This window comes from Pigmentiphaga litoralis (genome assembly GCF_014651835.1).
Taxonomy (GTDB): domain Bacteria; phylum Pseudomonadota; class Gammaproteobacteria; order Burkholderiales; family Burkholderiaceae_B; genus Pigmentiphaga; species Pigmentiphaga litoralis.
This window is the reverse complement of record NZ_BMXQ01000001.1, coordinates 3,326,618-3,339,645: the sequence shown is the minus strand read 5'-3', so window position 1 is coordinate 3,339,645 and position 13,028 is coordinate 3,326,618. Positions and strand designations below refer to the sequence as shown.

General features: G+C 64.5%; 10 protein-coding genes. 5 read left to right on the top strand and 5 right to left on the bottom strand.

What is annotated here, in order from left to right; all coding sequences use genetic code 11:
* Window position 1: 1 nt before the first annotated feature.
* Entirely contained in the window at window positions 2-2,116 is a 2,115-nt protein-coding gene (locus IE116_RS15175; protein WP_189613730.1) for a TonB-dependent receptor domain-containing protein, read from the bottom strand.
* Between the two features lie 191 nt (window positions 2,117-2,307).
* On the opposite strand from IE116_RS15175, the gene IE116_RS15170 reads away from it, so the two are divergent.
* Both IE116_RS15170 and IE116_RS15165 read left to right on the top strand, forming a co-directional pair.
* Window positions 2,308-3,126, top strand: a complete 819-nt coding sequence (locus tag IE116_RS15170) for a response regulator transcription factor (protein WP_189613728.1) — start codon at window positions 2,308-2,310, stop codon at window positions 3,124-3,126.
* Complete coding sequence (locus IE116_RS15165) at window positions 3,123-4,661, top strand: ATP-binding protein (protein ID WP_189613725.1); 1,539 nt, start codon at window positions 3,123-3,125, stop codon at window positions 4,659-4,661. Before IE116_RS15170 ends, IE116_RS15165 begins: the two co-directional genes overlap by 4 nt.
* Here the strand turns inward: IE116_RS15165 and IE116_RS15160 are convergent.
* On the bottom strand, window positions 4,607-5,335 hold the full coding sequence (locus IE116_RS15160) for a UdgX family uracil-DNA binding protein (RefSeq protein WP_189613723.1): 729 nt from the start codon (window positions 5,333-5,335) through the stop codon (window positions 4,607-4,609). The genes IE116_RS15165 and IE116_RS15160 overlap by 55 nt on opposite strands.
* Window positions 5,336-5,568: 233 nt before the next feature.
* Between IE116_RS15160 and IE116_RS15155 the strand changes: the two genes are divergently transcribed.
* The 3 genes from IE116_RS15155 (at window position 5,569) to IE116_RS15145 (ending at window position 9,669) form a co-directional block, all read left to right on the top strand.
* Window positions 5,569-5,976 (top strand): Hsp20/alpha crystallin family protein, encoded by a 408-nt coding sequence (locus tag IE116_RS15155; protein WP_189613721.1) that lies wholly within the window; start codon window positions 5,569-5,571, stop codon window positions 5,974-5,976.
* A complete protein-coding gene (gene lon / locus IE116_RS15150; RefSeq protein ID WP_189613718.1) occupies window positions 5,973-8,399 on the top strand; it encodes an endopeptidase La in 2,427 nt (808 codons plus the stop codon). The genes IE116_RS15155 and lon overlap by 4 nt, the downstream gene beginning before the upstream one ends.
* Before the next feature lie 145 nt (window positions 8,400-8,544).
* On the top strand, window positions 8,545-9,669 hold the full coding sequence (locus IE116_RS15145; RefSeq protein ID WP_189613717.1) for a catalase family protein: 1,125 nt from the start codon (window positions 8,545-8,547) through the stop codon (window positions 9,667-9,669).
* A 9-nt stretch (window positions 9,670-9,678) separates the two neighbouring features.
* On the opposite strand, the gene IE116_RS15140 is transcribed toward IE116_RS15145, so the two are convergent.
* The 3 genes from IE116_RS15140 to glmS all read right to left on the bottom strand — a co-directional run bounded on the left by IE116_RS15140 (window position 9,679) and on the right by glmS (window position 12,959).
* Window positions 9,679-10,398: a GNAT family N-acetyltransferase gene (locus IE116_RS15140; protein WP_189613714.1), complete on the bottom strand. Its 720-nt coding sequence runs from the start codon at window positions 10,396-10,398 to the stop codon at window positions 9,679-9,681.
* A gap of 425 nt (window positions 10,399-10,823) precedes the next feature.
* Window positions 10,824-11,093: a helix-turn-helix domain-containing protein gene (locus IE116_RS26080; protein ID WP_189613712.1), complete on the bottom strand. Its 270-nt coding sequence runs from the start codon at window positions 11,091-11,093 to the stop codon at window positions 10,824-10,826.
* 33 nt (window positions 11,094-11,126) lie between these two features.
* Window positions 11,127-12,959, bottom strand: coding sequence for a glutamine--fructose-6-phosphate transaminase (isomerizing) (glmS, locus tag IE116_RS15130; RefSeq protein WP_189613710.1), 1,833 nt, complete (start codon window positions 12,957-12,959; stop codon window positions 11,127-11,129).
* Window positions 12,960-13,028 lie beyond the last annotated feature (69 nt).

Below are 13,028 nucleotides of genomic sequence, written 5' to 3'. Positions count from 1 at the left end.
GTCAGAAGGTCATGTTCATGGCCAGCCACAGGCGGCGGCCGTCGATGTATTGATTCGCGATGTCGTAGTCCAGGCGCTTGTCGCCCAGGTTGTAGATCGCGGCGCTCAAGGTCGTTGCCTTCGTCAACTTGTACGATCCGCCCAGGTCCGCTTGCGCATAGCCTGGCGAGATTGTCGGCACGGCGCTGGTGCGGTTCAGCTTCATCTGCTGGTCATAGGCCAGCAGGCGGGTCCAGCCGGTGGCGCGGTCGTTCGGCTTCCATTCCACCGTGGCGCTCAGCACCTGCTTGGGTGTGCCCGCCAGCTGCAGACCCGTCTGTCCGTTGACCGGATCATCGGTGATCTTGGACCGGATGAACGTGTAGGTACCGCGCAGCGACACGGTGCGTGTCACCGGCCATTTCAGGTTGGCTTCGACGCCGCGCATCACGGCCGCGCCGACATTGACGCGCGACCGGATGGTGGCGCCCGGGAAGTTGGGATCCACCACGCCTGGCAAGGTCATCTCGGTAATCTTGTTCTTGAAGTCGTTGTTGAACAGCGTGACGCCACCCGAGATGCCGCCGCGCTTGCCGTACTGCAGGCCGATCTCCTGGTTGATGCTGGTCTCTGGCTGCAGATCGGGATTGGAGCGGATCACGATGGACCCGCCGCCATTGCCGCCGCCCGACGACAACGCATAGCCCGGCAGAATGTCGCGCGCGGACGGCGCCTTGTAGCCCTTCGAGACGCCGCCCTTCACGGTCCATTCGTCGCTCAGGTTGTAGACCACGTAGGCACGCGGCGAGACTTCGCGGCCAAAGATTTCGTGGTCATCGAGCCGCACGCCGCCCGTCAGGATCAGCTTGTCGGTCAGGCGCCATTCGTCTTCCAGGAAAACCGCCTTGATCACCGTCGACAGCTTCGAGTCGGCCACATTGATCGCGCGATACGAACTGCTGTTGTTGGGTGTTCCCGGGGCAACGCAGTTAAAGAACGGGTCGGCGGGATTGTTGCGGATGCATTCGCGGCCCACGTAGTTGTTGGCGGCGAAGGCTTCCTTGCGGTACTGGCCGCCCACGGTCATCAGGTGGTTGCCCAGGGGCAGGGTCCACTTGCCGTCGAGCACGGTGTTGCGCAGCTTGTTGGGCGATGCAGGCACTGCGCCGGTTTCGAGGTCGAAATTGCGGCGATAGGATTCTTCCTGGTAGATCGACACGGTCGACGTACCCAGGTCACCGTACCGGCCCGTATGCGTCAGTGCGATGTTGTCGCGCTGGTTCAGGCTGCGTCCGGACGCGGTGGTCGCGGTGACCGACTCGCCGCGGTGGTAGGAGACGTCCTGCCGGCTGCGGCCCAGGTCCAGCACGATGTCATGGTTCTTGTTCGGCGTGAGCGACAGGCGGCCATTCAGGTTCGTGTTTTCCGCGCGGTTAAAGCCATACAGAATGTCGTCTTCGGCGCGGTTGAAGTAGCCGCCGAACAAGGCCAGGCCCAGCAGATCGTTTTTGATCGGGCCGCTCAGGTAGAAGTTGGTGCCGCCGGAATTGCCGGACGCCGACCGTTCCTGCAGCGTGCCTTCGACGCGGACCGAGCCGCCCCATTTCTTGGCGACCTTGCGCGTGATGATGTTGACCACGCCGCCCATGGCGTCCGACCCGTACAACGACGACATGGCGCCGCGGATCACTTCGATCCGCTCGATGGCTTCGAGCGGCGGAATCCAGCCGGCTTCATAGCCGGCATTGCCATTGGTGCGTGCTTCCCGCGTGTTCTGCCGGCGGCCATCGACCAGGATCAGGGTGTAGGCGCCCGGCATGCCGCGAATGCTGATGTCGTACCCGCCACCGCCTTGCTGCGCGGCCGCGCCGGTCACGCTGACGCCTTCGACGTTGCGCAACGCGTCCGTCAGGTCACGAAAGGCGCCACTGTCCAGTTCTTCCTTGGTCACCACGGTGATCGACGCAGGGGCTTCCTTGATGTCCTGCTCGAAGCCGGACGCCGACACTACCACGCTGTCGAGCGTGACCGGGTTCGGAGAGGCGGTCTGGGCCAGTGCGGCAGGCGTAGCGAAGGCGCCGATCAGCGCGACAGTCAGGAACGAAGGAACAGGAAAACGGAACGCAGGGGATGGCATGCGACAACTCATGAAAAGGACGGCGTGACTCAAGGATCTAAATGAGAATGGTTGCTAACCTGATTTACTATACGGTTTCACGCGCGTCGGCTGACCGGCTGGTTCCCCAACTTTGGCTATCTTTTGACTTCTTGATGTTCATTCCCGCTTCCGTTCCCCATCCCGTCGCCCACAGGCCACATTCCGCATCGATGGCCGGACCGCAGGCCCCTGCCGGCGGCCTGGCCGCAAGCCCGTATGTATCGCAGGACGGCGTGCCGGCGCCGGCCGCCCGGCTGTCCATCCTGCTGGTGGAAGACGACGTTGACCTGGCGCAGATGCTGGTCGAGTTCATGAGCGACGACGCGCACGCCATCACGCTGGCGCACGATGGCGTGGCGGCACTGGCGCTGCTGCTCGAGCAGCCCTTCGATCTGGTGGTGCTCGATGTGATGCTGCCGCGCGCCGATGGCTTCGAATTGCTGCAGGCCTTGCGGCGGCGGTCGCACGTGCCGGTGATCATGATGACGGCGCGCACCGCGGCGGCCGATCGCATCTCGGGCCTGGAACTGGGCGCCGACGACTACCTGTGCAAGCCGGTGGATCCGCTGGAATTGATGGCCCGCATCCGCGCGGTGCTGCGACGCACGCAGGTGCCGTCCCGCGAGACCCCTGTCGAACCCGATGCCACGGCGCTGGGCCCCTTGCGGGTGGTGCCGTCGTCGCAGCGTGCGACCTTGTCTGGCGTGGACCTGGGCCTGACGGCTGCGGAACTGCGTGTGCTGGATATGCTGGTTCGGCAAGCTGGCACCCCGGTCAGCCGCGAGCAACTGACCGAGCTTGCGCTGGGCCGCAGCCTGGAAGCCTACGACCGCAGCCTGGATACCCACGTCAGCAATCTGCGGCGCAAGCTGCGCCGTGCCGGCGAATTCGCCAACGCACCCGAGGCATCGCTTCCCGAGATCCGCGGCTTGCGCAGCTTCGGCTATGTGCTGACGGCGGGGGCATCCACACCAGGGCCGTTTGCGTGAACTCCTTGTTCCTTCGCATCGTCGTCTGCTTCTGGCTGGCAATGGGGCTGATCGTGACGGGCGTGATCGTCGTCATGTCGCGCGCCGAGGCAGGCCGCAGCCAAGCGCTGGCCGCCATCGACCCGTCGGCGCTGGCCACCGAGGCGCGCGCAATCGCGTTGGCCGATGGCCTGCCCGGGCTGCGGACCTGGATCCGCGAAACCGAAAACGAATACCCGATGCTGTCGGTGTACATCGTTGATCGCCGCAACGAGGATGTGCTGTCGCGCGACCTGTCGGAACTTGCCGAAGACCGCATCAAGGCCTATCGCGCGCGGACCGTGCGGCGCTATGTCGATGATCCCGGCTACGTCGAAGGCATGGAGCCCGAGTCGACCTTGCGTGCCGCGCACCGCCAGGCCTGGTGGAATATCCGCCGGCTCTACCTGACCGACTCGACGCGCTACGAGCTCATCTTCGATCCCCTTTTCACACCCGGCTTCGGCGACTTCGGGCATCCGAACCTGCCATGGCTGCTGCTGGCCTTTGCGCTGACCGTAAGCGGGCTGGTCTGCTATGGACTTGCCCGGTACCTGGTGCTGCCGCTGCGCGATCTGCAGGCCGGCGTCCGGCGGCTGGCCACCGGCGACCTGACGCCGCAGTCGATGGGCAGCGCGTCGAAACGGCGCGATGACGTCGGTGTGCTGGCGCGGGATGTCGAGACCATGGCCGCGCGCATCCGCGACCTGCTCACCATGAAAGAGACGCTGCTGCGCGACGTGTCGCACGAACTGCGATCCCCGCTGGCGCGCCTGCAGGTGGCGCTGGGCCTGGCGCGCCGGGGCGGCGAACGTCTGCCCCTGCAACTGGACCGTATCGAGCGCGAGTGCGCGTTCCTGGAAGAAATGACACGCCGCATCCTGGAGTCGGCCAGCCTGGAGGCACGCAGCGGCGCCCTGCATGCGCTGGTGCTCGACCCGATCGTGGATCGGGTGGTCGATGACGCGCGCTTTGAAGCCAGCACGCGGCAGGTGGGCGTGCGCGTGGTGCGCGCATCCAGGCCCTTGTGCCTGCGAGGCGATCCGGTTGCCCTGCACAGCGCCATCGAAAACGTGCTGCGCAACGCGCTGCGCTTTGCGCCGTCGGGATCGGCAGTGGTGGTGACATTGAAGGATGAACCGGGCGCGGCCCATGATGCGCAAGGGCGCTTCGTTGCGGATACCCGTGTCGATGCAGATGACTGGGTCTGCGTCGACATTGCCGACTGCGGACCCGGCGTGCCGCAAGCCGATCTGGACCGCATCTTTGCACCCTTCTTTCGCGTGGCGGCGGCCAGGGATCGCAACTCAGGCGGCGTCGGCCTGGGCCTGGCGATCGTGGCCGAGGCGGTGCGGCGGCATGGCGGGCGCGTGTCGGCGCGCAACCGCGACGACGGCCCTGGCCTGATCGTCAGTCTGTGCCTGCCTGTCACGGGACAGGACGACAGCACGTCGGCCCAAGCTCATTTGCCCGCGGCCCGATACGCCACCTTGAGCGCTTCCACGATCGCGCCATAGGCGCGCTTGCGGGTGTCTTCATCCGGCGCACGAAGCACGAATGATGGGTGGTAGGTCGGCACCACGTGTCGCCCGTCGTGCTCGATGACGGTGCCGATCACGCTCTGCAAGGTGGCGGTGCGCTGCGACAGCACCGACTTCAGGGCAGTTGCGCCCAGGGCCACGACCACCTGCGGGCCGACGCTTTCCAGTTCCTGCTCGAGCCAGTAATGACAGGCGGCGATTTCTTTCTGCGCGGGTGTCTTGTGCATGCGGCGCTTGCCGCGCGGTTCCCACTTGAAATGTTTGACCGCGTTCGTCACATAGACATCGTGGCGCGGAACGCCGGCTTCTTTCAACGCCGCATCCAGCATGGCGCCAGCGGGGCCGACGAAGGGCTCGCCCGCCAGGTCTTCCTTGTCGCCCGGCTGCTCGCCCACCATCATGATCGGCGCATGTTTCGGCCCGGCACCGGCCACGCCCTGCGTCGCGTCGTGCCACAGGCCGCAGCGCCGGCAGTCGTCCAGCCGAACCGGTTGCTGATCGGGAAGGATCTCGATCGGGGTGCCGTCATTGGCGGTGCCGGCCGTGCCTGAGCCGGCCCGTAACGTCCCTCCATCAGGCGCGTGATTTGCGACACCCTTCGCGTTCGAAGCGTGAGGGACTGCGTGGGGCGTTGCGGTGGTGCGGGTCATGGCGGGTCTCCGGCGGTGCCGACGCTCAGTGTGCTGATCGGCAAGGTGCTGACTGACAGGGTGCTGATCCATAGCGTGCTTATTGTCAGCACACTGCGGTCCAGCACACGGCATGCCCGGCAAGCCGCCCGTCTAGCACCGCCCTGTGGCGCTTTTGCCTCATCCGTCGGCCGCCACTTGAAAGCCCCCCGCGCATCGCCATGTAGTGCCTATACGCAAGAGGTACGAGCGCCATGAGATCACGAGACCTGGGTTCCTGGATGTGGGGCGATGCCCTGTCACTGCTTGAGCAGGCCGACCGCCTGCACCGGCAGTTTTTCCAGAACGGGCCGGCCGAAGGCCGCTGTTGGGAACCCCCAGTCGATGTCGTGGAAACCGCCGACGAAGTGTTGATCCATATCGCCCTGCCGGGCGTACCGTCATCCGCCATCGTCGTCGGTTTCGATCCCGACGGGATCACCGTGTCGGGCGTGCGCCGGTTTCCGGCGCCCCGTTCGGCGCGCATTCACCGCATCGAAATTCCTTACGGCCGTTTCGAGCGACGCATCGCATTGCCTCTCCACGCACTGAACCCTTCTCCCCCTGAATGGGCCGACGGGTGCCTGCTGCTGACGCTGACCAAGGTAAAGGTAAATCCATGATCCATGTTTCCCCGATGCAGGACCTGCGGACCGGTGAAGATGGCCCCCACACCGGGGGTTCAGCCGCCGCACCCACCCCAGCCCACGGCGCCTACAAGCGCCTGCCCACGGACGCGATCGCCATCGTGCCGCTGCGCGCGTCCGTGCTCTTTCCGGGCGTGCTCTCGCCGGTGACCGTGCATTGTGCGACCGCGGTCGCTGCGGCGCAAGAAGCCGTCAAAAACGAACATCAGGTGGGTTTCCTGCTGCAGCGCGACCCCATGACCACCGACGTGTCGCCGTCCGACCTGTACTGGGTCGGCACGGCCGGCCCGATCGTGCGCTACATCACTGGCCAGGACGACACCCATCACCTCGTGGTGCAGGGGCAGTCGCGCTTTCGTGTGCTCGAATTCCTGGAAGGCTGGCCTTTCCTGGTGGCGCGCGTCGCCATGATTGACCAGCCCAAGGGCGAGGGCAAGGACATCGATGCCCGCTTCCTGCAACTGAAAGAACGGTCGATCGAAGCGATCAGCCTGCTGCCGCACATTCCGGATGAGCTGGCCGGTGTCGTGCGCAACATCGACTCGCCGGCCGCGCTGGCCGACATGGTCGCGAACCTGGTCGACGTCAAAAGCGAAGAGAAACAGGACATCCTGGAAACCTTCGATCTGGAACGTCGCCTGGACAAGGTGATCGCGGCGCTGTCGGCACGCGTCGAAGTGCTCAAGCTGTCCAAGGAAATCGGCGACAAGACGCGCGCGCAGTTCGATGAGCGCCAGCGTGAACACATGCTGCGCGAACAGCTCAAGCAGATTCAGATGGCGCTGGGCGAAGGCAATGAATCGGCGCAGGAAGTCGAAGCGCTGCGTGCGGCCATCGATACCGCCGGCATGCCCGAAGACATCCACAAGCACGCCGAAAAGGAATTGAAGCGGCTGCAGCGGATGGCCGATGGCAGCGGCGAAGCCTCGTCGGTGCGCACCTATCTGGAGTGGCTGACCGAACTGCCGTGGAAGGTCGAGCCGCAGGAACCGATCGACATCGGCCAAGCGCGCCAGGTGCTGGACGACGATCACTTCGGCCTGCCCAAGATCAAGCGCCGCATCCTGGAATACCTGGCGGTGCGCAAGCTCAATCCGGAAGGCAAGAGCCCGGTGCTGTGCTTCTCGGGGCCTCCAGGGGTGGGCAAGACTTCGCTCGGGCAATCCATCGCCCGAGCGACCGGTCGCGCCTTCCAGCGGGTGGCCATGGGCGGCCTGCACGATGAAGCCGAAATCCGTGGCCATCGCCGCACCTACGTGGGCGCCTTGCCAGGCAACATCATCCAGGCCATGCGTCGCGCCGGGACCAGCAACGTCGTGCTGATGCTGGACGAGATCGACAAGCTGGGAGCCGGTGGCTTCCATGGCGATCCGGCCAGCGCGCTGCTCGAAGTGCTCGATCCGGAACAGAACCACAAGTTTCGCGACAACTACCTGGGCGTCGACTTCGACCTGTCACGGGTCATGTTCATCTGCACCGCGAACGTGCTCGACACGATTCCCGGCCCGCTGCGCGACCGGATGGAAATCATCCAGCTGCCCGGCTACACCGAGGAAGAGAAGATCCAGATCGCCAAGCGCTATCTGGTCGAGCGGCAATTGAAGGCCAATGGCCTGACCTCGGAACAGGTGACGGTTACGGACGATGCGATCGCCTCGCTCGTGGGCGACTACACCCGGGAAGCCGGTGTGCGGGGCCTGGAGCGCGAGATCGGTGCGGTGCTGCGTCGTACGGCCATGCAAGTGGCCGAAGGCGAGGGCGCGGCCGTGACGATCACGGCGGACGACCTGCCGGGCATTCTGGGGGGCAAGCGCTTCGAAAACGAAGTGGCCCTGCGCACTAGTGTGCCGGGCGTGGCGACCGGGTTGGCATGGACACCGGTGGGGGGCGACATTCTGTTCATCGAAGCCAGCAAGGTGCCGGGCACCGGGCGCTTGATCCTGACCGGTCAACTGGGCGACGTGATGAAGGAATCGGTGCAGGCGGCACTGACGCTGGTGAAAGCCGCGCGCGGCGATTCGATGGACACCATCGACATCCATGTGCACGTGCCGGCGGGCGCCACGCCCAAGGACGGCCCCAGTGCCGGCGTCGCAATGTACCTGGCGCTGGCGTCTCTGATGAGTGACAAGCCGATCCGTTCGGATGTCGCGATGACGGGCGAGATCAGCCTGCGCGGACAGGTGCTGCCGATCGGCGGCCTGAAGGAAAAGACGTTGGCCGCGCTGCGTGCCGGCATCAAGACCGTCATGCTGCCCCGGCGCAACGCGAAGGACCTGGAAGACGTGCCGGCCGAAGCCCGCGAGAAGCTCGAATTCGTGCTGCTCGACACGGTGGACGATGCCGTGCGCTGCGCCATCGGGGAGGGCGTGTTGACGCCCGACGCGGCCACGCACTGAGTCGTTCGAACGCCCCGCACCATGGGCTGAGGCAAGCAGAAAGGCGATCGGCAACGATCGCCTTTTTTTGCGCGTGCGGCGGTTGGCTCAACCGGGCACGGCGATTGCGTTTTTGCGTGGACTCAACCTTTATAGAGAACCTGCCATGACCGCTGCCACCTTTCCGCAATCGCTGACGGCCGCCGATCCGGTCCGCTATCGCGCGGACCTGGAACAACCTGAAGCCGACGAAGCGGAGACCATCCAGGGGTTGACCGACGCCCTGCATAAAGTCAGCGCCACCGTGTATGAAGACAGTGGTCATGCCGAGCGCAGCGTTCACGCCAAGAGCCATGCGCTGCTGCGTGGCGTGCTTCAGGTTGATGCGGGTCTGCCGACGACGCTGGCCCAAGGCATCTTCAAGACACCCGGATCGTACGAGGTCGTCATGCGCTTTTCGACCAATCCCGGCGACATCCTGAACGACAAGGTGTCCACGCCGCGCGGCCTGGCGGTCAAGGTGCTGGGTGTCGACGGCGATCGCCTGCCCGGGTCGGAAAACGAGACCTCGCAGGACTTCGTGATGCAGAACGCCAAGGCGTTCACCGTGCCCACACCCAAGGCCTTTTTGAAGAACCTGAAGATGCTGGCTGGCACCACCGACAAGGCGCCGGGCATGAAGCAGGCGCTGTCTGCGGTGCTGCGCGGGTTGGAAAAGGGCATCGAGGCCGTGGGGGGCGAAAGCGCCACCCTCAAGAGCCTGGGCGGCCATCCACTGACCCACTTGCTGGGCGAAACCTATACGACGGTGCTGCCGCTGCGCTATGGCGACTACGTGGCCAAGATTGCCGTGGTGCCGGTGTCAGCGGGGCTGGTGCCCTTGAAGGATGCGCCCGTGGACCTGGACGACAAGCCCGATGGCCTGCGCGAAGCCATGCAGACCTTCTTTGCGACCCAGTCGGCCGAATGGGAGATCCAGGTCCAGTTGTGCACGAACCTGGAATCCATGCCGATCGAAGATGCGTCCAAGGAATGGCCTGAAGAGCAAAGCCCCTTTGTGCGCGTCGCCACGATACGCGTCGACCCGCAGCCTGCCTGGACCGACGCGCGCCATGCGCTGGTTGACGACAGCATGGCCTTCGGCCCGTGGAAAGGCGTGGTCGAACATCAACCGCTGGGCGGCGTGATGCGCGCCCGCAAGTCGACTTATACGCATTCAGTGGATTTTCGGAGTCAGGCCAATGGCTGCCCGATGCGCCGTCTTGGAAAGACGGCGGACCTGCCGGACTAGGACGTCATTTCAGGGGTAAGGATCGCGCCCGCGGCGGCGGCGGATGGCGGCGGCTTGTGGCGCCATGTTGTCGCTGCGATGGCGGCGCTGCCCCGACGAATGGCCGCTGCAGACCACCACGCGTGCGGTGCAAGGCACGGCCACGCGACGGGCGCGGCGCATGCCCGACGGCGCGGGCAGGCTGGCCCACGGCGACATGGCATGGCTGCCATTCATGACCATGCGGTCATCGGCCGGTGCGCCAAGGCGTTTGTACATGATGTGGGCGTCAACGAAGCCCAGGGAAGCGTGGCGGAAAGCGTCGGGCAGGGTGCCGATGATTTCGAAGCCCAGGCGCTGCCACAACTGCACCGCGGCCAGATTGGTCGCCACGACCATGTTGAACTGCATGGCGCGAAAACCCAGGCGCATGCTCATCTGCTGCGAGTGTTCGCACATCAGGCTGGCGATGCCCTGACCCTTGGCGCGGTCGGAAACCACGTAGGCGCAGCTGGCGACGTGGGAACCGAGGCCAGGCTGATTGGCCGTCATGTAGTAGGTACCGAGTACGTCACCACGTTCGTTCTTGGCTACGTAGGTTGCCACCGGCTGGTCGACCCAAAGCTTGCGTGCTTCGGTTTCGCTGATCTCGGGGGAGTACGCAAACGTCTCACCGGCGCGGATCACGGGTCCGATGATGGCCCACACGGCGGACCAGTCGTCGGCGTCGAATTTTTGAATGGCAATCATTTTTCTCATTTATCCGTCAGCGGAACAGGGGAAGTGTTCGCCGAAGTGATATGACGTTCACGGAATGTAGATTAGCTCCTGTTCTTGCGACTGTCCCTCCACCTCCCCTCCCAGCTCTTCAGGATCGTCCCACAATTGCGGTAATCGCAACGTCGCTTGCTAGGAGAGACCGCCAAATGCTCTCCGTCGAACTATATCTGCGGTGCGACGATGCCCTGCGTTCTGTCAGAATCGTTCTTACAACCTAATAACTAGTCCAGTAGGGCTAAAAACTCATCCTTCCAGCCGATGTCAGACGTTGGAAACCGCGAAAGCTGTGCCGAGGCTGTCATAAGTATGTCAAGGCTTACATGTATGACGGTACGAGAAGGGGGTCGTAAACCGACTCGGAACCCGTCAAAAACCCGTTTATGCCTGACACCGGATCATTGCAGTCGGCGCCACGTTGCGGGGCCTGTCCCGACCAGCCGGGTGAACACCCGCGTGAAGTGGCTTTGGTCGGCAAAGCCGCACACCGCCGCGATCTGGGACAAGGGCAGATCCGACTGCCGCAGATGCTCCTTGGCGCGGTCCACGCGCGCGCGCATCAGCCACCGGTGCGGCGGCAGTCCCGTCGTCTGCGCGGCGCCGCCCGCAAGGCGTGGCTGGTCAATGTCTGAATCACCTCGGCGGGCATGTGCGCCGAGGCTTCGCAAGTGGCAGTGCGGTTTTCCATCAGTCCTTGCGGATCACTCCACCGTCACGCTCTTGGCCAGGTTGCGCGGCTTGTCGACATCGGTGCCCCGTGCACACGCCGTGTGATACGCCAGCAACTGCATCGGCACGACGTGCAGGATGGGCGACAGCGAGCCGTAGTGCTCGGGCATGCGGATCACGTGCACGCCGGGTTCGTTGCGGATGTCGCTGCCTGCATCGGCAAACACATACAGCTGGCCGCCGCGCGCCCGCACTTCCTGCATGTTGGACTTCAATTTCTTGAGCAGCTGGTCTTGGGGCGCGACGGTGACCACGGGCATCTGATCGGTCACCAGCGCCAGCGGGCCATGCTTGAGTTCGCCAGCGGGATAGGCCTCGGCGTGGATGTAGCTGATTTCCTTGAGCTTGAGTGCGCCTTCCAGCGCGATCGGGTAGTGCATGCCGCGGCCCAGGAACAGCGCGTGTTCCTTGCGCACGAATTCTTCGGCCCAGGAAATGATCTGCGGCTCAAGCGCCAGCACCGATTGCACGGCCACGGGCAGGTGGCGCAGTGCCTTGATCGCTTCGGCTTCTTGTTCGGCGTTCAGGCGGCCCTTGAGCTTGGCCAGCGTCAGTGTCAGCAGGTACAGCCCGATCAACTGGGTCGAGAATGCCTTGGTCGATGCAACACCGATTTCGACGCCGGCACGCGTCAGGAAGGCCAGGGTGCATTCGCGGACCATGGCGCTGGTCGCGACGTTGCAGATGGTCAGGGTCTTGTCCATGCCCAGCGAGCGGGCATGCTTGAGTGCGGCCAGGGTGTCGGCCGTTTCGCCCGACTGTGAAATGGTGACGACCAGCGAACGCGGGTTCGGCACGCTGGTGCGGTAGCGGTATTCGCTGGCGATTTCGACGTTGCACGGGATCGATGCAATCGACTCGATCCAGTATTTGGCGGTCAGGCCGGCGTAGTAGCTCGTGCCGCAAGCCAGGATCAGCACCGAGTCAATGTCGCCCAGGACGGCGCCAGCGCCTTCGCCGAACAGTTCGGGCGTGATGGCTTCCACGCCCTGCAGCGTGTCGCCGATCGCGCGTGGCTGCTCGAAGATTTCCTTCTGCATGTAGTGGCGATAGGGGCCGAGTTCAGCGGCAGCGGTGTAGGCCATTACGACACGCACGGGGCGCTCGACCGGGTTGCCGTCGATGTCGACGATCCAGGTGCGCGACAGTTGCAGGTCGACGACGTCGCCGTCTTCCAGGTACACGATACGGTCGGTGGTCCCGGTCAGCGCCATGGCGTCGGACGCCAGGAAGTTTTCACCGTCACCCAGGCCCACGATCAGCGGCGAGCCGTGACGCGCGCCGACGACCCGATGCGGTTCGTCGCGGCAGAACGCGGCGATGGCATACGCGCCCTGCAGGCGTTTGACGGTCTGCTGGACAGCCACGAACAAGTCGCCGTCGTACACGTGGTTGATCAGGTGGGCGATGACTTCGGTATCGGTCTGGCTTTCGAACACGTAGCCCGCAGCCTCGAGTTCGGTGCGCAGTTCATCATGGTTTTCGATGATGCCGTTGTGCACGATGCCGATCCGGTTGTGGCCGGTGCGGTCTTTCGAGAAATGCGGGTGGGCATTGTGCGTGGCGGGCTCGCCATGCGTGGCCCAGCGGGTGTGGGCGATGCCCGTGTAGCCACCCAGGTGTTCCTTCTCGATCAAGGCTTCCAGCTCGGCAACGCGCGACGTGCTGCGCGTGCGTTTGAGTTCGCCGTCGGTATAGACCGCGACGCCGCAGGAGTCATAGCCCCGGTACTCGAGCCGCTTCAGGCCTTCAACGAGGATGGGGGTGATATCGCGCTGGGCGACCGCGCCGACGATGCCGCACATAGAGGTCTCACTTGATGAGGAGTAATCGTTGCCGCTATTCTCTTCTTTTCAGCGTGAAATATGCTTTCT

What these genes read in the sequence shown, in the direction of transcription:
- IE116_RS15155 (WP_189613721.1), top strand. Translation starts at nt 5,569, where the DNA reads ATGAGATCACGAGACCTGGGTTCCTGGATGTGGGGCGATGCCCTGTCA.
- lon (WP_189613718.1), top strand. Translation starts at nt 5,973, where the DNA reads ATGATCCATGTTTCCCCGATGCAGGACCTGCGGACCGGTGAAGATGGC.
- IE116_RS15160 (WP_189613723.1), bottom strand. Translation starts at nt 5,335, where the DNA reads ATGACCCGCACCACCGCAACGCCCCACGCAGTCCCTCACGCTTCGAAC.
- IE116_RS15140 (WP_189613714.1), bottom strand. Translation starts at nt 10,398, where the DNA reads ATGATTGCCATTCAAAAATTCGACGCCGACGACTGGTCCGCCGTGTGG.
- IE116_RS15145 (WP_189613717.1), top strand. Translation starts at nt 8,545, where the DNA reads ATGACCGCTGCCACCTTTCCGCAATCGCTGACGGCCGCCGATCCGGTC.
- glmS (WP_189613710.1), bottom strand. Translation starts at nt 12,959, where the DNA reads ATGTGCGGCATCGTCGGCGCGGTCGCCCAGCGCGATATCACCCCCATC.
- IE116_RS15175 (WP_189613730.1), bottom strand. Translation starts at nt 2,116, where the DNA reads ATGCCATCCCCTGCGTTCCGTTTTCCTGTTCCTTCGTTCCTGACTGTC.
- IE116_RS15170 (WP_189613728.1), top strand. Translation starts at nt 2,308, where the DNA reads ATGGCCGGACCGCAGGCCCCTGCCGGCGGCCTGGCCGCAAGCCCGTAT.